Consider the following 21403-nt stretch of genomic DNA (forward strand, 5'->3'; position numbering starts at 1 on the left):
GCCCGCAATGGATTACTTGAGAGTGACGATCCACTCGGCGAGGGTCTTGGCCTCGTCCGGGCTGACGGCGTTCGCCGGCATCGGGATAGGCCCCCAGACGCCCTTGCTGCCGGTCTTGATGCTGTTGCTGATGTGCGCCACGCCATCGGCACCGTACTTCGCCGCGACTTCCTTGAAGGCCGGGCCGACCACCGACTTGTTGACGGCGTGACAGGCTACGCAGGCCTTGGCCTTGAACAGCTCCTCGCCGGTACTGGCCATCGCGGTGGTCTGCACCAGCAAGCCGCCGAACAGCAGGGCAACCAGGGCTTTGTTCATGAACGTCTCTCCTCAGGCTTGGCGCCTCGAGGCGCCGATCGTTTTCGCCGGCTTCCCGCCCGGCTTCTGCGGCGATTCTAGGAGCGGCCCGAGCGGCCCTGGCTTGATGGCAATCAAGAACTCCTCTCGCCGCGCTTGAGGGAGGGGGGCTGGCTGATTAGTTTGCCTGGCAAGACTTCCCGCAGAGATATCTCGCCATGAACGCCCCCGCCCAGAACATCGAGCCGCTCTTCTACCAGGCGACCGGCAACGAGGTGGCGCTGTTCACCCACGCCTCCGCCCAGGGCATGCCAGTGCTGATCAAGGGCCCGACCGGCTGCGGCAAGACGCGCTTTGTCCAGCACATGGCGCAGCGGCTGAATCTGCCGCTGTACACCGTGGCCTGCCACGACGACCTGTCGGCGGCGGACCTGGTCGGCCGCCACCTGATCGGCAGCGATGGCACCTGGTGGCAGGACGGCCCGCTGACCCGCGCGGTGCGCGAGGGCGGCATCTGCTACCTGGACGAGGTGGTGGAGGCGCGGCAGGACACCGTCGTGGTGCTGCACCCGCTGGCGGACGATCGCCGCGAGCTGTTCATCGAGCGCACCGGTGAATCCCTGGTGGCGCCGCCGGGCTTCATGCTGGTGGTGTCCTACAACCCCGGCTATCAGAATCTGCTGAAGGGCATGAAACCCAGTACGCGCCAGCGCTTCGTCGCCCTGCGCTTCGATTACCCGACGCCGGACGTGGAAGCCGGCATCATCGCCCGCGAGGCCGGCGTTTCCCCCGAGCTGGCGCAGCGCCTGGCGCAACTGGGCGTGGCCCTGCGTCGCCTGGGCCGGCAAGAGCTGGAAGAGGTCTGCTCGACGCGCCTGCTGGTACTCACCGCGCGCCTACTGCAGGCCGGCGTGGCGCCGCGTGATGCCTGCCGCGCCGGGCTCGCCGAGCCGCTGTCGGACGACGAGGCCACGGTCGCCGCGCTGATGGACCTGGTCGATGTCCACTTCGCCTGAGGCGACGCTCAGCGCCCGGCACCTGTCGGGCGACCTGGCGATGTGGTTCTTCATTCTCGCCGAGCTGACCGTCTTCGCCATCCTCATCATCGTCTTCGCCGTGACCCAGCATCTGGACGTCGAAGGCTTTCGCGCCGGGCGCGCGCAGCTGGACCTGTCCACCGCCCTGGCGCTGACCCTGACCCTGCTTACCGCCGGCTTCTGCGCGGCGATGGCGGTGGAGCAGGTGCGCCACGGCCGGCAGCGCCGTGCGGCTGCCCTGTTGAGTTTCGCCGTGTTGCTGGGGCTGGCCCATGTGGTGCTGAAGTCCAGTGAATACCATCACCTTGCTGCGCGTGGGCTGGACCTGGAGTACAGCACCTTCTTCACCCTGTTCTGGCTGATCACCGGCTTCCACTTCCTGCACGTGCTGCTGGGGTTGGTGATCCTCGGCTGGATGACCCTGCGTTGCCTGCGCGGCGCCTACCGCAGCGACGCCCTGGGCGGGCTGGAGTCCGGCGCGTTGTATTGGCACATGGTCGACCTGGTCTGGGTCGTGCTGTTCCCGCTGGTCTACGTGCTGGCGCCTGGTTCATGAAGACGTTGCTGCTTGCGTGGCTGCTGACGCTGCCGATGTCCGTCGCCTCGGTCTGGCTCGGTCACCATGCATCCGACTTGCTGCTGCCGGTGGCGGCGATCCTGCTGCTGGGCCAGGGCAAGGCCTGGATCATCGCGCTGCGTTTCATGGAGCTGAACCGCGCCCCGCGCCTGTGGCAAGCGCTGCTGCTCGGCTGGCCGCTGGTGGTCACCGGAGTGGTTCTGGCACTACACGCAACTCCCTGATTTTTCTTCGAAAAAATACCTGACTGGAAGCATTGGTCTTTCTTGATTGCCATCAAGCGAGAGGTCCTGGGTCGCTTCCTACAATGGCGCCGACCGTGACCTAGGAGGGCCCCATGTCAGAGACATTTACCAAAGGGATGGCGAGGAACATCTACCTGGGAGGAGGCGTTTTCTTCTTCCTGGTGTTCCTCGCGCTGACCTATCACACCGAAACCACCTTCCCCAAGCGCACCAACCAGAGTGAGCTCACCGAATCGGTGGTTCGCGGCAAGCTGGTGTGGGAGCAGAACAACTGTGTGGGTTGCCATTCGATCCTCGGCGAAGGTGCCTACTTCGCGCCGGAGTTGGGCAACGTAGCGGTCCGCCGTGGCGGTGACGCGGCCTTCGGCAGCTTCCTCGCGGCCTGGATGAAGATGCAGCCGCTGGGCGTCCCCGGTCGCCGGCAGATGCCTCAGTTCCACCTGAGTGATCAGGAGGTCACTGATCTTGCGGCGTTCCTGCTCTGGACGTCGAAGATCGATACCAACAAATGGCCGCCGAACAAGGAGGGTTGATCATGAACCCGGGCAATCCCTATCTGAAATTCGCCTCGCAGTCGGTGGCCAAGCCGTACTTCGTGTTCGCCCTGATGCTCTTCGTCGGGCAGATCGTCTTCGGGCTGATCATGGGCATGCAGTACGTGGTCGGTGACTTCCTGTTCCCGGCGATCCCGTTCAACGTCGCGCGGATGGTGCACACCAACCTGCTGATCGTCTGGCTGCTGTTCGCCTTCATGGGCGCGGCCTACTACCTGATCCCCGAAGAGGCCGACCGCGAGCTGTACAGCCCGAAACTGGCCATCGTGCTGTTCTGGGTGTTCGCCATCGCCGGCGTGCTGACCATCCTGGGCTACCTGTTGGTGCCCTACGCGGGCCTGGCGAAGCTGACCCACAACGAGCTGCTGCCGACCATGGGCCGGGAGTTCCTTGAGCAGCCGACGATCACCAAGATGGGCATCGTGGTGGTGGCGCTGGGCTTCCTCTTCAACATCGGCATGACCATGTTGAAAGGCCGCAAGACCGCCGTCAGCGTGGTGATGATGACCGGCCTTGTAGGCCTGGCGGTGTTCTTCCTGTTCTCCTTCTACAACCCGGAAAACCTATCCCGCGACAAGTACTACTGGTGGTGGGTCGTGCACCTGTGGGTGGAAGGCGTGTGGGAACTGATCATGGGCGCGATGCTGGCCTTCGTGCTGATCAAGATCACCGGCGTCGACCGCGAGGTCGTGGAGAAATGGCTCTACGTGATCATCGCCATGGCCCTGATCACCGGCATCATCGGCACCGGCCACCACTTCTTCTGGATCGGCGCGCCGCAAGTCTGGCTGTGGCTGGGTTCGATCTTCTCCGCGCTGGAGCCGCTGCCGTTCTTCGCCATGGTCCTGTTCGCCTTCAACATGGTGAACCGTCGTCGCCGCGAGCACCCGAACAAGGCCGCCGCGTTGTGGGCCCTGGGCACCACCGTGACCGCCTTCCTCGGTGCCGGCGTGTGGGGCTTCCTGCACACCCTGGCTCCGGTGAACTACTACACCCACGGCTCGCAGCTCACCGCCGCCCACGGCCACCTGGCCTTCTACGGCGCCTACGCGATGATCGTCATGACCATGATCAGCTACGCCATGCCGCGCCTGCGGGGCATCGGCGAAGCGCCTGACGCCCGTGCGCAGAGCCTGGAGATCTGGGGCTTCTGGCTGATGACCATCTCCATGCTACTGATCACCCTGATGCTCACCGCCGCCGGCATCGTCCAGGTCTGGCTGCAACGCATGCCCGCCGATGGCGCCGCGATGCCGTTCATGGCCACGGTCGACCAGCTGAAGATCTTCTTCTGGCTGCGCCTGTACTCCGGTGTTGGTTTCTTCATCGGGCTGATCTGCTACCTGCTGAGCTTCCGCCAGCGCGGCCGCGTGGCCGTTGCTTCCGGCGCGGCTCAGGTGAGCTGATCGATACCGTCCACCCGGGCCCGTCCGCTTTGCGGCGGGCCTTTTTTGCGCAAGTTTCAGGATGACTCTTGATCGTCCATTGGCACGATCTACTCCCTCTCCCTCTGGGAGAGGGCGGGGGTGAGGGTAGCGCCCAGCGCTGGAGTGGCCGGTAGCACCCTAACCCTAACCCTCTCCCAGAGGGAGAGGGGACCGTGCGTGCTACGGCATATCTCAATCGCGGAGCCCAGCCATGACCATCCACCTCGAAATCGAAGAAAGCTTTGGCCGCGTCTGGCACCGCTTCATCACGCGCCGCGCCAGCCCGGAGTTCGAAGAGGCGGCAGTCAGCCTGGAAGACGTGCGGCGCAGCCTGCTGCTGCTGTTCCGCGGCACCGGCGGAGAGGCCGGGGTCGGCGTGGAAGCGGCCAGCGCCCGCGAACTGCTGGTGCGCCGCAGCCTGCTGCAGCAGGTGGCCGGCACTTGCCAGCAATTGCCGGTGGCCTGGTTCGACGCCGACTCCCTGCGATTGCCCGCGCAGCTGGCGGTTTTCCCCGAGGCCGAGCTGAACCGCGAACTCTACCGCTGGCTGGCGCTGCTAGCGGCTCATAGTCAGCCGATGCGCCACTGGGCGCGCGACAACCAGGCCTGGACCTGTGCCGTGCTGGAGCACTACCCGCTGCTGCGCCCGCGCTATCGTCGACTGGTGGAAGCGCTGCTCGGCCCGCGTCCCGCCCTCGCTGATCTGCCACCGGCGGAAGCGGAACTGGAGCTTGCGCTGCAACGAGCGCTGCGCGATCCGGGCAGCGTCGAGCGCCTGCCACGCAGTGAAAAAGCACCCTGGCCAGTGCCGCTGTGGCTCTACCCGCCGCAACGCCTGGCGGCGCCGCAGCACACCGACCTGATCGACGGCGACGAGCACGGCCGCTCCGCCCACAGCGAAGCCAAGGGCCTGGCACGCAAGCGTGCCGAGCGGGTCGAGCAGGACCCCGGCCGCGGCGGTCTGCTGCTGTTCCGCCTGGAAAACCTGTTCAGCTGGTCCGAGCACATCGAACTGGACCGTGCCGGCGACGACAGCGAGGACCTGGACGCGGCGAAGGTTGCCGACGACCTCGATCACCTGAGCATGTCCCGACAACGGCAGAAGAAGGGCGGCGGGCTGAAGCTCGACCTCGACTTGCCGGCCGCCGACTTCGACGACGTGCCGCTGGGCGAGGGCATTCGCCTGCCGGAATGGGACTACCGCCGCCAGCAACTGATCGACGAGCACGTCTGCCTGCAGTTGATGCTGCCGCGCGACGCGGAACCTGCGCCGCTGCCCGACTCCCTGGCGCCGACAGCGCGGCGCTTGCGCCGTCAGTTCGAGAGCCTGCGCCAGCAACCGCAGTGGCTGCGCCGGCAACCCCAGGGCGCGGAGCTGGACCTGGAAGCCTGGCTGGACTTCAGCGTCGAGCGGCGCCTCGGCGCCTGCAGCGAGCCCGGGCTGTTCCTCGAGCGCCGGCAGACCCGCCGCGACCTTGCCTGCCTGCTGCTGGCGGACCTGTCGATGTCCACCGACGCGCACATCGACAACGACCACCGGGTGATCGATCTGATCAGCGACAGCCTGCTGCTGTTCGGCGAGGCGCTGCAGGCGGTGGGGGATCGTTTCGCGTTGTACGGGTTCTCCTCGCTGCGTCGCCAGCAGGTGCGCCTGACCCAGCTGAAGACCTTCGATGAGCGCCACAACGACGTGGTGCGCGGGCGCATCCGCGCACTGCGGCCGGGCTACTACACGCGCATGGGCGCGGCGATCCGCCAAGCCACGCAGCTTTTGCTGGAGCGCAAGGAGCGCCAGCGGGTGCTGATGATCCTCACTGACGGCAAGCCCAATGACCTGGATCTGTATGAGGGGCGCTACGGCGTCGAAGACACGCGCCAGGCCGTGCTCGAAGCTCGTTGCGCGGGGCTGGTGCCATTCTGCATCACCATCGACCGCGAGGCCGCGGACTACCTGCCGCACCTGTTCGGTAGTCAGGGCTATCTGCTGATCAACAATCCGGCGCAGCTTCCGGTGCTGTTGCCGCAGCTCTACCGGCAGCTCACCCGCCGGCAGGGGTGATGACGTTTTTGTGTAGGAGCGAGCTTGCTCGCGAACCGAACCCCGCAGCGGGCCTGCTTCGCGAGCGAGGACTGGGCGTCCCCGTCGGTCCTACGAAAAGCAAAAGCGGATTGGAGGGAGTTCAGCGCGGCAACCACACCATCATCACCCCGCAGAACACCGCGAGGATGACGCAGTACCAGGCAAAGCGCCGCAGCCGGCGCTGCTTCGCCAGTTCCTGGTCCACTGGCAGGGGCATCCCGCATTGCGGGCAGTCCGCAGCATCCTCGGGGCTCTCTTGCTGGCAGTACAGGCACTGGCGCATGGCTTACTCGAACTGTTCCAGCCGCGCGACGTCGAGCACCTGCACGGTGCGGCCATTGAGGTCGATGATCTTCTCGTCGATTAGACGCCGCAGCACGCGGGAGAAAGTCTCTGGCTGGATCGACAGATGCCCGGCCACCAGTTGCTTGGCCATCGGCAGTTCGAAGCGACTGTCCTGATTGCCATGGCGGTTGAGCTGGGTGATCAGGTAGCGCACCACGCGGTGGGTGGAATTCTTCAGCGACAGCGTCTCGATCTCGTTGATCCGCCGGTGCAGGCGCACGCAGAGGGTGGCGAGCAGGGAGAAGGGCAGCTGCGGGTTGCTGTGCAGCAACTCCATGTAGGTGCGGTTGGCGAAGCGGTAGACCTGCGTGGGCACCAGCGCCTGGGCCGAGGCCACGTAGTCGGAGGTGTCCATCAGCATCATGGCTTCGGCGAAGGTCTGCCGGCTGCCGACGACCTCCAGCACCTTTTCCTGTCCCTCCGGCGTCAGGCGGTAGATCTTCACCGCACCGGAAATCACGAAATAGAAGGAGTGGGCCGGCTCACCCTGGAGGAACAGCTTGTCGCCTTTCTCCAGGTTGAGCAGCGTGCTGGTGGCGAGCAGCTGCTCCAGCTGTTCTTCGTTGAGCACGTTGAACAGATGGTGGCCGCACAGAATCTGGTGGTGGACGCGATGCGCGAGCATGGCGGAGCGCTCCTGGGCGGGGACAATCCCGCCAGTATGCGCGATGCCGCTGGGCAGCGTGGTGAGACAAGCTGTCACTGGTCGCCCTCCTGGCTCCCGGTCCGGCACTCAGGCCGGGTGGTTGGCGCCCAGGAACAGCAGGTTGTTCTCCAGGTGGATGTGCTGCATCAGGTCGCGGCGCAGCTCTTCCAGGCCGCTGTAGAGCAGGCGCCAGCTGTTGCAGCCGTCCGCCGGCACGGTGAGGTCGTCGGTCAGGTCAGCCAGCGCGGCGAGGGATTGCGAGTGTTCGTCGTGCTCATGGCGCATCACGCCGATCGGGCCCTGCACGTGGGTCAGCGGAATGCCCTGGCGCAGCCAGGGGAACAGCACGCTTTCCTCCTTGCACATGTGCCATTCCAGTTCTTCCTGCATCTTCTTCAGGTGCGCGGTCAGCCCGGCCGGGCATTGCGGATGTGCGGCGTGGGTCTTCTCGACGCGCTCGGCCAGCGGAATCAGCGCCGGCAGCTGTTCGCGATGGACCTTGTGGTAGCGCTCGAGGATGTGGTCGATCAACTGGTCGTTGCTGGTCAGGCGCCAGTCGGTCTGGTCGTTGGCAGGCGGCAGCGACTGCAGTTCGGCGGCGATGCGCTGGGCGTCGAGGCCCTGTTCGCTGGCGGCTTCGCCCAGGCTGCGCTGGCCGGCGCAGCAGAAGTCGAGCTTGTAGTCGTGGAACAGCGCGGAGCTGCCCGGCAGGCTGAAGGCCAGGTCGCTCAGGGTGCGCTCGGTGAGGTTGTCGGTCATGGCAGGCCTCGGGTGGAGTGGGGCACGGCGGCCGCAGTCGTCGTGGCGGTGGTAGTGAGTCTAGGGAAAGCGGCGCGCCGGTCTCCTTGATTGCAGTCAAGCGCCGTCGTGCGCAACTTCCCGCTCGTCGCCGCCGGCGACCCGCATCAATTGCTGCGGGTCGCACACCAGCAGCTTCTGCCGGCCACCGACCACCAGGCCGCGGTCTTCCCAGGCGCTGAGGATGCGCGAGACGGTGTGCAGGGTGGTGCCGGTCATCTCGGCGATGTCCTGGCGAGTGACCGGGAAATCGATACGGATGCCGTCGGCCTCCGGTCGGCCGGACTGCTGCACCAGGCGCAGCACGGTGTGGGCGACGCGCCGTTCGACCTCTTCGGTGGCCAATTCGCAGAAGCGCACGTGGGCTTCCTGCAGGCGCTCGCCGATGGCCTGCACGGTGTTCAGAGCGAAGCCGGGGTGGCGGGCGAGCAGGGGTTCCCACTGGCCGGTGGGCCAGGCCAGGACCAGGCTGTCCTGGCTGGCCGTGGCGGTCGCGGGGTAGTCGCGCCGGCCGAGGGCGCGGACGAAGCCGAACAGATCGCCCGGATTGACCACGCGCACCAGCACGCGCTGGCCGTCGCCGGTGAGCTGGGTGGCTTTCAGCCGGCCGTGCACCAGCAGGTAGAAGCTGGTCGCTGGCGAGCCCTGCTCGAACACGGCCACACCACTGTTCAGGCGCAGGATGCTGGCCTGGCGGAGGATGTCGTCCTGTTCCTCGCGGCTGCTGTTGGCAAATGGCGGCAAGCTCCCCAGCCAGGCGCGGTTCAGCGAGATATCAGCGGTCACGGCAGTGATTCCCGTCGGTTCGCCGCAGCATAACGGTTAAGCGCTGCGGCGAAACTTGAGGGGAATCAAGGGATGTCTCTGACCAGGCGGAAGCCGAGGTTATCCGGTGGCTGGCCGGCGCTGCAGCCGCCGCCGCGGGCATCGCGGACGAAATCGTTGATCGCCGCGCGGTGACGCCCTTCGGCAATGCGGATCGAGCAGTACTCGGCGCGGTGGGTCTGGGCGCCCTGGGCGTCGAGGTTGACCCGCTGGTGGCAGCTCTGGGTCCATTCCCAGACGTTGCCGCCGAGGTCGGCCACGCCGTACTCGTTCAGCCCGTGGTTGCCGCGCGCCTGGGGCAGCGCCGAGGCGCTGGTGCGGGTTTCCGCTTCCAGACGGTAGCGCGCCAGCCAGCGCCGGGCAGGGTTGCTGCCATCATCGTCTTCGATGCGCAGGGCGTCGTCGGCCCAGCGCGTGCCGGCGAAAAAGGCCCACTCGCGGTCGGTCGGCAGCCGCCATTGCTGGCCGGTGCGTTTGGACAGCCAGTCGGCGTAGAGCTGCGCGTCCAGCAGGCTGGCGCCGGTCAGCGGCAGGTCGTCGCGGGGAGCGCTGTTGTCCAGTGCCAGGTTGTCCAGTGCCAGGCAATCGCCCTCGGCCACGCAACGGGCGTATTCGCCCTGGCTGACCTGGAATTTCATGACTTCGAAGCGCGGGGCGAGGTGCTCACGCTGCGACGGCGCATCCACTGGCTGCTTCTCCAGCCAGTAGTCGCCCGCCGGGCGGAAGTCGAAGTCGCGGGGTTCGAGTCTCACGGTTTGCGGCGCGAGTTCCGGTGCGTACTGCGGCCGCAGCAGGAGGAAGGCCCCGCCCAGCAGCAGTGCGACGGGTACGCCGATCAGGAGGGTCTTGCGCATGGTTGGCCCGGTCGCCCGTATCGTTTACTGGGAAAGGGCCGGCCCGGTTGGGCCGGCCTCGGGGCTTACTTGATCGCAGTCGGCGGCTGGATCTGGCTCATCAGGTCGTTGTTCCATTGGCCTTCGACCTGGATGTGCGCCGCGGCGCCCAGCAGCACAGCCTCGATGAGGTTGTGGTTGAGATAGGTGTACAGGCCCGGCTGCAGGAAGGTGTACAGCACAGCGCCGGCCGCGCCGCCCGGGATGAACCAGGTTTCCAGGTCTTCCTCCGGCGGGTTGTGGAACTTGCCGGTGGCCCAGACGTGGTCGCCATGGCCGCCGATGAGGTGCGGGCGGGTATCGCGGTTGGCCTGGGAGTGGACGATCAGCACGGTCTCGCCGACGTTGGCCTTGAGCGCGTTCTTGCCGGTGAGGGCGCCGACCTTGCCGTTGAACACGATGTGGCTGGGGATCAGCCCCTTCATGACCTGCTGCATGTCGTTGTAGCTTTCCATCGGCGTGCCGTAGCGCTTGAAATTACCGTCCTTGTCGCGCGGGACGTAGTAGTCCTGCTCGCCGATGTAGACCACTTTGTCGTACTTCAGGGACTTGCCTTCGCGGTCCTTCAGGCCGTCGCGCGGCAGCACCATGATCGCGCCGTTCATGCCTGAGACCACGTGCCAGGGGATCATCGCGCCGCCCGGCGCGCAGTGGTAGACGAACACGCCGGGACGGGTGGCCTTGAAGCGCAGCTTCACTTCCTCGCCGGGCTGGATGAGGGTCAGCGCGCCGCCGCCCAGGGCGCCGGTGGAGGCATGGAAGTCGATGTTGTGGGTCAGGGTGTTGGTCGCCGGGTTGACCAGGGTGAGCTCCAGGTAGTCGTCCTGGTGTACCACCATCATCGGGCCTGGCACCGAGCCGTTGAAGGTCATGGCGTGGATCTCGGTGCCATCGTCGTCGATGACCAGCTTCTTCTCCTCGATCACCATGCGGAACTGCACGACCTTGGGCTTGCCCTTGGCACGCTGTTCGTGGGCGTGGACGAAGGGCGGAGCGACCAGTTCGATCTGGACGTGCTCCAGCTTCGAGAGGTCCGCGGCCGCACCCATGTTCTTCGGCGCGGCCTCCCCGTCAGCCAAGGCCTTGCCGCTGCCGAGCATGCTGCCAGTAACGCCCAGCACCACGGCGCCGGCCAGCAGGGTGCGGCGGGAAAGCGAAATCTCTTCCTGATCAAACATGGGTAACTCTCCGTAATCGACGAACTGTCGTTGGCTACAGAAATACCCGGTCGGCAGATTCCTTCTTTGAGCCGGAACAAATAAGGAATCAGCTGGACAACGTGTCGCAGGCTCTGCTGTGCGGTAGATCGCGTTTACAGTCTTGTGCCCACGCAAGCGGGCAAGAGCGGGCGCGGCGAGGTAAGATTCTTCCTGCTTTGATTTCCGGCCCGGCGTGCGGGCTCCAAAGGACAAGGATCATTCATGCGTCTGTACGGTCTGACCCTGCTGGCTCTGATCACCGGTTGCCTCGGCGTGCAGGAAGCGCGCGCGAGCAGCGACGACTCCTGCTACCCGAGCTGGAACCTCAAGCGCGACACGCTGGATGTGTGCAACAGCCTGCCGTTCCTCAGCCCCGGCAACGACAGCCGGGTCAACCTGCAGCTGCTGCTGGCCGACGCCGGCCAGGCCAGCATCCCCAACCGCGCGCTGAGCGACGACGAACAGCAACTGGGCTACGGCCAGGTGCCGTTCCCCCTGGCGCGCTGGCTCGATGGCGCAGCGCCGGATGATGCGGGCGACAGCGCCGGCCCTTCGAGCGCCGCCCCGCTGGCCGATCTCGCCACGCGCATCGGCCTGCCGGCGGATGCCGTGCCGTCGTCCGCCGACAGCTTCGCCAGCGGCGAAGGCAGCCGCTGCCGCAGCAACAACCCGGCCACCGCCCAGGACTTCCTCAGCCAGCTGCTGCTGGCCGACAGCCTGCCCGCCGGCGAACGCCAGGGCCTGGCCCGCGCACGGCTGACCCTGCTGGGCGCCTGCCAGTGGGACGAAACCCAGCTCAGCGTGCTGCTGCCGGCGGACCTGCAGAGCGCGCAGGCCTTGGCCTATCGCACCTACCTCAAGGGCGCCGCGGACTTCTACAGCGGTCGCTTCGCCGACGCGCTGAAGTCCTTCCGCGCCCTGCAGGACAGCGACCAGGCCTGGCTCAAGGAAACGTCGCGCTACATGGTCGCCCGCGCCCTGCTCAACCAGGCGCAGCAGAATGCCTTCGACGAGATGGGCTACCCGGACCTGCGCAAGGTCGACAAGAAGATCCTCGCCCAGGCGGAAACCGCTCTGGGCGACTACCTCAAGGCGTATTCCCAGGGCCGCTACAGCGCGTCGGCCAAGGGCCTGACGCGCCGCGTCTACTGGCTGATGAGCGACGAAGGCCGGCTGGCGGGCGAGTACGCCGAACTGTTCGCCCGCGAGGACGCCGACGATCTCGCCCAACTGGTGCAGGAAGTCGACAACAAGCTGCTGGTCACCGCGCACCCGGCCGACGTGCGCGACGCGCGCCTGCTGGCGGTGCTCGACCTGATGCAGATGCGTCACCACGAGCCCAACGAGCCCCGCGCCCTCGACGCCGCCGGCCTGGCGGCGCAGAAGGACCTCTTCGCCAAGATACCCGGCCTGCACGATTACCTGACGGCGGCGTACCAGCTGTACGTCGAGGAGCAACCCGCCCAGGCGCTGAAGTCCCTGCCGGAGGAGCTGCCGGCGAAACTCGACTACCTCGCCTTCAGCCAGCAGACCCTGCGCGGTTTCGCCCTGGAAGCGAGCAACGACTGGATTGCCGCCGAGAAGCTCTGGCTGCGGCTGCTGCCGCTGGCCGAGCAGCCCTTGCAGCGCGAGCAGCTGGAGCTGGCGCTGGCCTTCAACTACGAGCGCAGCGACCGGCTGGTGAAGGTCTTCGCCGAAGGGTCGCCCGTGCACACGCCGATCATCCGCGAGATACTCCTGCGCCATGTCGCCGGCCCCGACCTGCTGCGCCAGCAGGCGAAGTCCACCGGCGTCTCGGTGGAGGAGCGCGATACCGCGCTGTTCGCCCTGCTCTACAAGGACCTGCTGCACGGCCAGTACCAGGCGTACATCGACGACCTCGCGCTGCTGCCCACCGATGGCAGCGGCAAGCCGCTGGGCGCCAGCATCGGCTACCTCTACGGCAGCATGCCGCTGTCGCTGTTCCAGTGGCCCGGCGGCAAGAACGACACCGGCTACGAATGCCCGGCCATCGTCGACGTCGCCCGCGACCTGTTGCAGAACCCGCCGCCGCCCAAGGCGCTGAACTGCCTGGGCGAGTTCATCCTGCGCAACGGCCTGGACGGCTTCCCGCTCGACACCCAGCCCAGCGAGCGCGAACTGGGTGGCGGCGAATCGCTGTTCCCCGGCACGCCGTACTCGCGCATGGACGGCTACCTCAAGGTCATCGCCGACAAGCAGGCGGTGGAAGAGGATCGCGCCTATGCGTTGTTCCGCGCCATCAACTGCTTCGCGCCCAGCGGTTACAACGGCTGCGGCAGCCAGGACATCGCGCCGTCGCAGCGCAAGCAGTGGTTCCGCACCCTCAAGGGCCAGTACGCCGCCACGCCCTGGGCGAAATCGCTGAAGTACTACTGGTAAGCCCCGTGCGTCGCGTCGTGGCCCTGGTGCTGGCGTTGCTCGCAGGCGACGCCACGGCGAGCGGCGTGGACGCCGCCGAGCACGACGCCTTCTGGCTGTGGAGCGGGGTTTCGCCCCAGCCGGTGCTGGCCCGGGCCCGCACCCTGTACGTGCTGCAGGGGCAGGTCAGCGCGCCGCGCTACCGCGATGGCCGTGCCCGGCTGATCGCCCAGGGCATCGCCATCCCGCGCCTGAAGCAGGGCGAGGTGTGGGTGGTCTACCGCGCCCATACCCTGCGCTGGAACGAGGACATCTACCGCACGCTGCTGTCCCAGCTGCGCCGCTGGCGCGCCGCCGGCAACCCGGTGGTGGGCGTGCAGATCGACTTCGACGCACGCACGCGCTACCTGGACGAGTACGTCGACTTCCTCCAGGACCTGAGGAAGCGCCTGCCCGAGGGCTGCAAGCTGAGCATCACCGGGCTGATGGACTGGGGCAGCAACGCCGCGCCCGAGACCCTCAATCGCCTGGCCGGCGTGGTGGACGAGGTAGTGGTGCAGACCTACCAGGGACGCCAGACCATCCCCAACTACCCGGCCTACCTGCCGCGCGTGGCGCGGCTGCAGCTGCCGTTCCGCATCGGGCTGGCGCAGTACGGCCAGTGGCAGGCGCCGGACTACCTGGCGAAGAGCCGGTGGTTCCGGGGGTATGTGGTGTTCTTGCAGAACCCGTGAGGTCGCAGCGGATGGCGGGCCGATCGCGGACGGAGTCCGCTCCTGCGCGGGGTTGAGCGTCGGGTAGGCGCACGGTCTTCATCTGAAAATCCGTGCGTGTATTTCCCTCTCCCTAACCCTGGCTACGCGCCCCGCTCCGAAGGGAGAGGGGACTGCTCGGCATCAAGCGAAGCACCGGGTTGGCCGACGGCGTTGGACGACTCCCTCTCCCTTCAGGGAGAGGGCGGGGGAGAGGGCATGTCCTAGCGCGATGCTTCGGGTAGGAGCGGACTCCGTCCGCGATAGCTTTCCGCCTGCAGAGGACTCAGCCGCCACACCCGCCCTTGCCGCAACCGCCTCCGCAACCGCCGGCTGCCGCTGCCTCCCGAGCATCCCGCGTCGTGCCGCCCTTCAGGTTGCGCATCAGCAGGGCGTATTGCAGGTCCAGTTCCTCGGGCAGCGGCAGGTAGACCACATGCCCATCGCCGGGCGCAACGCCGATGGCTTCGCCGCGGTGGTTCTCCAGCGCCTGCAGGCGGAAGGTGCGGTTGCCCGCCGGGGTCATCAGCTCGACGCTGTCGCCCACTTCGAAGCGGTTCTTCACCCGCACCTCGGCCAGTCCGTGGCGGCGCTCGCCGGTGAATTCGCCGACGAACTGCTGGCGCTCGGAGAGGGAGTGTCCGTACTGGTAGTTCTGGTACTCGTCGTGCACGTGGCGGCGCAGGAAGCCTTCGGTGTAGCCGCGGTGGGCGAGGGACTCCAGGGTGTCCATCAGGCTGCGGTCGAAGGCGCGCCCGGCGACCGCGTCGTCGATGGCCTGGCGATAGGCCTGGGCGGTCCGCGCAACGTAGTAGTGGGACTTGGTCCGACCCTCGATCTTCAGCGAATGCACGCCCATCTGCGTCAAACGCTGCACGTGCTGGATGGCGCGCAGGTCCTTGGAATTCATGATGTAGGTGCCGTGCTCGTCCTCGAACGCCTCCATCAGCTCGCCGGGGCGGTTGCCTTCTTCGAGCAGGACGATTTCCTTCGTCGGCGCGCCGATGCCCAGGGTGGGTTCGACGTTGCGCACCGCGTGGCCCAGTTCGTCCTCATGGGCGGCATGGGTCTGGTATTCCCAGCGACAGGCGTTGGTGCAGGCGCCCTGGTTGGGGTCGCGGCGATTGATGTAGCCCGACAGCAGGCAGCGCCCGGAATAGGCCATGCACAGCGCGCCGTGGACGAAGACTTCCAGCTCCACGCCCGGTACGCGCTCGCGAATCTCGCCAATCTCATCGAGCGACAGCTCGCGGGACAGGATCACCCGCTTGAGCCCCTGTTGGCGCCAGAACTCCACGCTGGCCCAGTTCACCGCGTTGGCCTGCACCGAGAGGTGGATATCGACGTCGGGGAAATGCTGGCGAACCAGCATGATCAGGCCGGGATCGGACATGATCAGCGCATCCGGGCCGAGGGCGATCACCGACTCGACATCCTGCAGGAAGGTTTTCAGCTTGGCGTTGTGCGGCGCGATGTTGACCACCACGTACAGGCGCTTGCCCAGGGCGTGCGCCTCCTGGATGCCGGTGGCGAGGTTGGCGTGGTCGAATGCATTGTTGCGCACCCGCAGGCTGTAGCGCGGCTGGCCGGCGTAGACGGCATCGGCGCCGTAGGCGAAGGCGTGGCGCAGGCTTTTCAGCGAGCCGGCGGGACAGAGCAGTTCGGGGGAAAACGGGATGTGGGACATGACGGCGCAGCGGAGTGTGGGAAAAAGGCCGCCACTCTAGGAAATCCGCGGGCTGCGCGTGCTGAGCGAGGTCAACGCCAGGGCGCTTTTCGTAGGAGCGAGGGGGACGCCTAGTTCTTGCTCGCGAACAGAGCCTACCGGCAGCTCCGGCGTCGGGCGGTTCGCGAGCAAGCTCGCTCCTACAGGTAGAGCAGCGCCGGGTCCGGGATCATTCCAGCCATTTGCGTCCCTGCAGCTCCAGCAGCGTCTGCGCCTGCTCCGGCCCGTTGCTGCCGGCGGGGTAGGGGCGCGGGCTCAGGTAGTGCTCATGCCAGCCGGTGATGATCGGGTCGATCCAGCGCCAGGCGGCTTCCACTTCGTCGCGGCGCATGAACAGCGTCGAATCGCCCTCGATCACGTCCAGCAGCAGGCGCTCGTAGGCATCCCAGCGGCGTTTGTTGGCGTTGAAGGCCTGGGCCAGGTTGAGGTCCAGCTCCACCGGCTCCAGCTGCATGCCCTTGCCGGGCGCCTTGGCCATCAGTTGCACGCTGATGCGCTCCTCGGGCTGCAGTCGTATCCACAGGCGATTGGCCGCGCCGGCGCCGCTGCCGATCAGGCTGTTGGGCACCGGCTTGAACTGGATGACGATCTCCGAGCACTTCTTCGCCATGCGCTTGCCGGTGCGCAGGTAGAACGGCACACCGGCCCAGCGCCAGTTGTCGATCTCCGCCTGAACGGCGACGAAGGTCTCGGTATCGCTGTCGTTGTCGACATTTTTCTCGAACCAGTAGGCCGGCACTTCCTGCCCGCCAATGTGCCCGGCGGTGTACTGGCCACGCACGGTCTTGTCCTGCACGTCCTGCCCGGAAATCGGCTTGAGCGCCTGGAGGATCTTCACCTTCTCGTTGCGCACCGCCTCGGCATCGAAGCGCACCGGCGCCTCCATGGTCACCAGGCAGAGCAGTTGCAGCAGGTGGTTCTGCACCATGTCGCGCATGGCGCCGGCGTGGTCGTAGTAGCCGCCGCGGTTCTCCACGCCCAGGGTTTCGCTGACGGTGATCTGCACGTGATCGATGTGCCCGGTGCGCCACACCGGCTCGAAGAGCGTGTTGGCGAAGCGCAGCGCCATCAGGTTCTGCACCGTTTCCTTGCCCAGGTAGTGGTCGATGCGGAACACCCGCGACTCGTCGAACACCTCGCCGATGGCCTGGTTGATCGCCACCGCCGAGTCCAGCGAATGGCCCAGCGGCTTCTCCAGCACGATGCGCGCCAGCGGGCCGGCGAGGCCGGCGATCTTCAGGTTCTGCGCAATGGGCGCGAACAGGCTCGGCGCGGTGGCCAGGTAGTGCACCAGCACGCGGCCTTCGCTGCGCTTGAGGGCCTTGGCGACGCGGCCGAAGTCGGCGCTCTGGGAGGCATCCATCGCCACGTATTCCAGGCGCTGGGCGAAGCTGCGCCAGGCCTCGGCGGAAAAATCGCTGCGCGCCACCTGGGCGCGGCAGTTGCGTTCGGCCAGGGCCAGGTAGGCGGCGTTGTCGCGCTGGCTGCGGGCGAGGGCGAAGATGCGGGTGTCCGCCGGCAGGCGATTCTCCCGGTGCAGGTGGTAGAGCGCCGGCAGCAGCTTGTGCAGCGCCAGGTCACCGCTACCGCCGAACACCAGGATGTCGCAGGAGCCGGGAAGACTAAGGCTGGCGGGCGTATTCAAGACTTATTCCCTGGGCGTGGCGAGTCGATTTGTAGTATAACTACAACAAGACTACAGAATTCTCAGACAACTATCACCGAGCCTAACCCTGTGAACCTTTTGCAGCACATTGCCCAGTCGCGTCATCTGCTCCGCAAGTCGGAGCTCAAGGTTGCCGATCACGTGATGCAGGACCCTGCATCGGTCATGCACAGCTCCATGGCGGATCTCGCCCATGGCGTCGGCGTCAGCGAGCCGACCATCGTGCGCTTCTGCCGCGCCATTGGTTGCACCGGCTTCCAGGACCTCAAGCTCAAGCTGGCGCAGAGCCTCGCCGCGGGTGCCAGTTTCGGCCAGTTCTCGATCAACGAGAGCGACTCGGTGGCGGACTTCAGCCTGAAGATCTTCGACACCACCCTGCATTCGCTGATGGAGGTGCGCGAGCATCTCGACACCCACGCGCTGGAGCGCGCCATCGCGGCCATCGCCCATGCCCAGCGCGTCGAGTTCTACGGTTTCGGCGCGTCCGGCGCGGTGGCGGCGGACGCCCAGCACAAGTTCTTCCGCCTGCTGCTGTCGGCGGCGGCTTACTCCGACCCGCACATGCAGGCGATGTCGGCGGTGACCCTCAAGCCCTCGGACGTGGCGATCTGCATCTCCCAGTCCGGCCGCTCCAAGGACCTGCTGGTGACTGCCAACCTGGTGCGCGAGGCCGGCGCCACGCTGATCACCCTGTGCCCCAGCCAGACCCCGCTGGCGGACCTGGCCACGGTGAACCTGGCGGTGGACGTGCACGAAGACACCGATATCTACACCCCGCTGACTTCGCGGATCGCTCACCTGGTAGTGATCGACGTGCTGGCGATGGGCGTGGCCATGGCCCGCGGGCCGGACCTGGTGAATCACCTCAAGAGCGTGAAGCGCAGCCTGCGCAGCCTGCGCCTGTCGCCGAAAGTGGTGAAGAACCACGAGGAACGCCCGGAAGAGGCGTCCTAAGCACTTTGGTGTAGGAGCGAGCTTGCTCGCGAACCGCCCAGCCACCGAGTCGCCGGTTGAATCCGTTCGCGAGCAAGGACTAGGCGTCCCCCTCGGTCCTACGAAGAGCAAAGGCGCCTCGGGTTATCCAAGGCGCGCCGCCAACCGCTCGTCGCGGTCATCGGCGCTTCACCCCGGCGTCGTCAAACGGTCATCCGTCGTCAGCATGCTGGCGTCTCCAGCCCTTCGGCCTTGGGAGATGCGAGATGCCCCGCCATATCGACGACACCCAGTTCCAAGTGGACAGTAAGACCCGCCGCAAGCTTGAAGACCAGCGGCGCATGCAGTTCCGCCGCGCCATCGAGGACCGCCTGGAAGCCCAGCGCCTCGCCCTGGAAACCTCCGACTACCCCGACCTGATCGCCGCCGCCTACCTCACTTCGGCGAAGGCGGGCCGGCGAAGCGTTCGGCCAGCTGGCTGATCAGCGCCCGCTCTTCACGGATGAAGGCGACGAACGCCTGGGCCACCGGGCTCAGGCGCTTGCCGCGGGCGTGCACCAGACACCAGCTGCGGTAGAGCGGCAGCTCTTCCACCGGCAGTTCGTGCAGCAGCCCGGATTGCAGTTCGCGGCTCACCGCGTGGCGCGGCAGCAGGGCCAGCCCGAGCCCTGCCAGCACCCCCTCCCGTGAACCCTCCAGCGAGGCGAATTCCAGCGTCTGCGGGAAGTGCGCGCGCTTCTGCTGGAAGTGTTCCTCGCAGGCCTTGCGCGTGCCCGAGCCGGGCTCGCGGATCAGCAGCGGGTAAGGCTCCAGGTCCTTCAGCGAAAGCTTCGCGGCGTTGCACAGCGGGTGGCCCGGCGGTGCCACGGCGACGATCGGGTTGTTCAGGAAGGGCAGGAATTCCAGCGCCATGTCCTGCGGCACCAGGGACATGATCACCAGGTCGTCGCGGTTGTCCGACAGGCGCTTGATCACCTGGGCGCGGTTGACCACCGTGAGGTTCAGGCTGACGTCGGGATGCTGCGCGTGGAAGGCGGCGAACAGGTGCGGGGTGATGTACTTCGCGCTGGATTCCACCGCCAGGCGCAGCTGGCCCTGCAGCGAGCCCTTGAGGTCGGAGAGGTTCATGTCCAGCACTTCCAGGCGCTGGAAGATGTCATTGGTGGCGCGCAGCAGGGCGTCGGCGGCATCGGTCTGGTAGAGCTTCTTGCCGATGTACTCGAACAGCGGCTGGCCGACCAGTTCCTCGAGCTGACGGATCTGCAGGCTGACCGCCGGCTGGGTCAGGGCCATTTCCTCCGCGGCGCGGCTGTAGGAACGGCTTTCGCACACTGCGCGGAAAACCTGCAGCTGGCGAAGGGTCATACGCATCAATGACTTACGCATAGAACTCGGCCTGATCGGGGCATTTCCCCGCAACTATAAATCATTCTTTATGGCTACCCCAATAATTATTGATTTTGGTTAATCCTCCCTCCCGCGCTAGGGTAAAAACACGCCGGAACCCGCTCCGGTCGAGAACAGCCAGCCGCCGTGATCGGCGCTGCCGATGGGTTTTTACGCCGGGGTCCACCAGGGCCGGGCCGAGGGAAAGCCGCAGTGATCAAGAAAATCCTGATCGCCAACCGTGGGGAGATCGCTGTCCGGATCGTGCGCGCCTGCGCCGAGATGGGCATCCGTTCGGTGGCCGTCTATTCCGATGCCGACCGGCACGCCCTGCACGTCAAGCGCGCCGACGAAGCCCACAGCCTGGGCGCCGATCCGCTGGCGGGTTACCTCAACCCCCGCGCCCTGGTGAACCTGGCGGTGGAAACCGGTTGCGACGCCCTGCACCCGGGCTACGGCTTCCTCTCCGAGAACGCGGAGCTCGCCGATATCTGCGCCGAGCGCGGGATCAAGTTCATCGGCCCGTCGGCGGAAGTCATCCGCCGCATGGGCGACAAGACCGAAGCGCGCCGCAGCATGATCGCCGCCGGCGTGCCCTGCACCCCCGGCACCGAAGGCAACGTCGCCGACCTCGCCGAGGCCATCTCCGAAGCCGAACGCATCGGCTACCCGGTGATGCTCAAGGCCACTTCCGGCGGTGGCGGCCGCGGTATCCGCCGTTGCAACAGCCGCGAAGAGCTGGAGCAGAATTTCCCGCGGGTCATCTCCGAAGCCACCAAGGCCTTCGGCAGCGCGGAAGTCTTCCTCGAGAAGTGCATCGTCAACCCCAAGCACATCGAGGCCCAGGTGCTGGCCGACTCCTTCGGCAACACCGTGCACCTGTTCGAGCGCGACTGCTCCATCCAGCGCCGCAACCAGAAGCTCATCGAGATCGCCCCCAGCCCGCAGCTCACCCCCGAGCAGCGCGCCTACATCGGTGACCTCTCGGTGCGCGCGGCCAAGGCCGTGGGCTACGAGAACGCCGGCACCGTGGAGTTCCTGCTCGCCGATGGCGAGGTGTACTTCATGGAGATGAACACCCGCGTGCAGGTGGAACACACCATCACCGAGGAAATCACCGGCATCGACATCGTCCGCGAGCAGATCCGCATCGCCTCCGGCCTGCCGCTCTCGGTTAAGCAGGAAGACATCATCCACCGTGGCTTCGCCCTGCAGTTCCGGATCAACGCCGAGGACCCGAAGAACAACTTCCTGCCGTCCTTCGGCAAGATCACCCGCTACTACGCGCCCGGCGGCCCGGGCGTGCGCACCGACACGGCGATCTACACCGGCTACACCATCCCGCCGTACTACGACTCGATGTGCCTGAAGCTGGTGGTCTGGGCGCTGACCTGGGAAGAGGCGCTGGACCGCGGCCTGCGCGCACTGGACGACATGCGCGTGCAGGGCGTGAAGACCACGGCCGCCTACTACCAGGAAATCCTCAAGAACCCGGAATTCCGTAACGGCCAGTTCAACACCAGCTTCGTCGAAAGCCACCCGGAACTGACCCAGTACTCCATCAAGCGCACCCCGTCGCACCTGGCCATCGCCATCGCTACCGCCATTGCCGCCCACGCTGGCCTGTGAGGAATTCGT

At 66.5% G+C, this 21403-nt stretch carries 20 protein-coding genes; 11 read left to right on the forward strand and 9 right to left on the reverse strand.

The window, feature by feature from the left end; all coding sequences use genetic code 11:
• Positions 1–12: 12 nt before the first annotated feature.
• Positions 13–318, reverse strand: a complete 306-nt coding sequence (locus tag ACNFIA_RS03855) for a c-type cytochrome (protein ID WP_192435468.1) — start codon at positions 316–318, stop codon at positions 13–15.
• Positions 319–515: 197 nt separating this feature from the next.
• Between ACNFIA_RS03855 and ACNFIA_RS03860 the strand changes: the two genes are divergently transcribed.
• The 6 genes from ACNFIA_RS03860 (at position 516) to ACNFIA_RS03885 (ending at position 6196) form a co-directional block, all read left to right on the forward strand.
• Complete coding sequence (locus ACNFIA_RS03860; RefSeq protein WP_416782954.1) at positions 516–1313, forward strand: CbbQ/NirQ/NorQ/GpvN family protein; 798 nt, start codon at positions 516–518, stop codon at positions 1311–1313.
• The gene (locus ACNFIA_RS03865; RefSeq protein ID WP_416782955.1) at positions 1297–1890 is read left to right on the forward strand and encodes a cytochrome c oxidase subunit 3; all 594 of its coding nucleotides are present in this window, start codon (positions 1297–1299) and stop codon (positions 1888–1890) included. The genes ACNFIA_RS03860 and ACNFIA_RS03865 overlap by 17 nt, the downstream gene beginning before the upstream one ends.
• Positions 1887–2135 carry a cytochrome C oxidase subunit IV family protein gene (locus ACNFIA_RS03870; RefSeq protein ID WP_416782956.1) on the forward strand — a complete coding sequence of 83 codons (249 nt, stop codon included), beginning with the start codon at positions 1887–1889 and terminating at the stop codon, positions 2133–2135. Before ACNFIA_RS03865 ends, ACNFIA_RS03870 begins: the two co-directional genes overlap by 4 nt.
• Positions 2136–2248: 113 nt before the next feature.
• Positions 2249–2689: a c-type cytochrome gene (locus ACNFIA_RS03875; RefSeq protein ID WP_045213987.1), complete on the forward strand. Its 441-nt coding sequence runs from the start codon at positions 2249–2251 to the stop codon at positions 2687–2689.
• Positions 2689–4116 (forward strand): cbb3-type cytochrome c oxidase subunit I, encoded by a 1428-nt coding sequence (locus ACNFIA_RS03880; RefSeq protein WP_416783024.1) that lies wholly within the window; start codon positions 2689–2691, stop codon positions 4114–4116. The genes ACNFIA_RS03875 and ACNFIA_RS03880 overlap by 1 nt, the downstream gene beginning before the upstream one ends.
• A 232-nt stretch (positions 4117–4348) precedes the next feature.
• A complete protein-coding gene (locus tag ACNFIA_RS03885) occupies positions 4349–6196 on the forward strand; it encodes a nitric oxide reductase activation protein NorD (RefSeq protein WP_416782958.1) in 1848 nt (615 codons plus the stop codon).
• A gap of 307 nt (positions 6197–6503) precedes the next feature.
• Here the strand turns inward: ACNFIA_RS03885 and ACNFIA_RS03890 are convergent, their stop codons facing one another.
• From ACNFIA_RS03890 to nirK, 5 genes are all read right to left on the reverse strand, one after another.
• Complete coding sequence (locus ACNFIA_RS03890) at positions 6504–7187, reverse strand: Crp/Fnr family transcriptional regulator (RefSeq protein ID WP_416782959.1); 684 nt, start codon at positions 7185–7187, stop codon at positions 6504–6506.
• Between the two features lie 108 nt (positions 7188–7295).
• Complete coding sequence (gene ytfE, locus ACNFIA_RS03895; protein WP_416782960.1) at positions 7296–7967, reverse strand: iron-sulfur cluster repair protein YtfE; 672 nt, start codon at positions 7965–7967, stop codon at positions 7296–7298.
• 96 nt (positions 7968–8063) lie between these two features.
• On the reverse strand, positions 8064–8792 hold the full coding sequence (locus ACNFIA_RS03900; RefSeq protein ID WP_416782961.1) for a Crp/Fnr family transcriptional regulator: 729 nt from the start codon (positions 8790–8792) through the stop codon (positions 8064–8066).
• Between the two features lie 65 nt (positions 8793–8857).
• On the reverse strand, positions 8858–9685 hold the full coding sequence (locus ACNFIA_RS03905; protein ID WP_416782963.1) for an SUMF1/EgtB/PvdO family nonheme iron enzyme: 828 nt from the start codon (positions 9683–9685) through the stop codon (positions 8858–8860).
• Between the two features lie 65 nt (positions 9686–9750).
• Positions 9751–10842, reverse strand: coding sequence for a copper-containing nitrite reductase (gene nirK / locus ACNFIA_RS03910; RefSeq protein WP_416783026.1), 1092 nt, complete (start codon positions 10840–10842; stop codon positions 9751–9753).
• Positions 10843–11145: 303 nt separating this feature from the next.
• On the opposite strand from nirK, the gene ACNFIA_RS03915 reads away from it, so the two are divergent.
• Positions 11146–13323, forward strand: a complete 2178-nt coding sequence (locus tag ACNFIA_RS03915; RefSeq protein ID WP_416782965.1) for an outer membrane assembly lipoprotein YfiO — start codon at positions 11146–11148, stop codon at positions 13321–13323.
• A gap of 17 nt (positions 13324–13340) precedes the next feature.
• Positions 13341–14036 carry a DUF3142 domain-containing protein gene (locus ACNFIA_RS03920; protein ID WP_416783028.1) on the forward strand — a complete coding sequence of 232 codons (696 nt, stop codon included), beginning with the start codon at positions 13341–13343 and terminating at the stop codon, positions 14034–14036.
• A 304-nt stretch (positions 14037–14340) separates the two neighbouring features.
• Here ACNFIA_RS03920 and yegQ read toward each other — a convergent pair whose 3' ends face one another.
• Positions 14341–15741: a tRNA 5-hydroxyuridine modification protein YegQ gene (yegQ, locus tag ACNFIA_RS03925; protein WP_416782966.1), complete on the reverse strand. Its 1401-nt coding sequence runs from the start codon at positions 15739–15741 to the stop codon at positions 14341–14343.
• A 208-nt stretch (positions 15742–15949) separates the two neighbouring features.
• On the reverse strand, positions 15950–17425 hold the full coding sequence (gene zwf, locus ACNFIA_RS03930; RefSeq protein WP_416782968.1) for a glucose-6-phosphate dehydrogenase: 1476 nt from the start codon (positions 17423–17425) through the stop codon (positions 15950–15952).
• Positions 17426–17515: 90 nt separating this feature from the next.
• Between zwf and hexR the strand changes: the two genes are divergently transcribed.
• Both hexR and ACNFIA_RS03940 read left to right on the forward strand, forming a co-directional pair.
• Entirely contained in the window at positions 17516–18400 is an 885-nt protein-coding gene (gene hexR, locus ACNFIA_RS03935) for a transcriptional regulator HexR (protein WP_259758179.1), read from the forward strand.
• Between the two features lie 245 nt (positions 18401–18645).
• A complete protein-coding gene (locus tag ACNFIA_RS03940) occupies positions 18646–18861 on the forward strand; it encodes a PA3496 family putative envelope integrity protein (protein ID WP_416782970.1) in 216 nt (71 codons plus the stop codon).
• Here ACNFIA_RS03940 and ACNFIA_RS03945 read toward each other — a convergent pair.
• Positions 18815–19750 (reverse strand): LysR family transcriptional regulator, encoded by a 936-nt coding sequence (locus tag ACNFIA_RS03945; protein WP_259758177.1) that lies wholly within the window; start codon positions 19748–19750, stop codon positions 18815–18817. The two genes, ACNFIA_RS03940 and ACNFIA_RS03945, sit on opposite strands and share 47 nt — an antisense overlap.
• Before the next feature lie 228 nt (positions 19751–19978).
• Between ACNFIA_RS03945 and ACNFIA_RS03950 the strand changes: the two genes are divergently transcribed.
• Positions 19979–21394 carry an acetyl-CoA carboxylase biotin carboxylase subunit gene (locus ACNFIA_RS03950; protein ID WP_017521524.1) on the forward strand — a complete coding sequence of 472 codons (1416 nt, stop codon included), beginning with the start codon at positions 19979–19981 and terminating at the stop codon, positions 21392–21394.
• Positions 21395–21403: the final 9 nt, after the last annotated feature.

Source organism: Pseudomonas sp. NY15437 (genome assembly GCF_048068435.1).
Lineage (GTDB): Bacteria > Pseudomonadota > Gammaproteobacteria > Pseudomonadales > Pseudomonadaceae > Pseudomonas > Pseudomonas nitroreducens_B.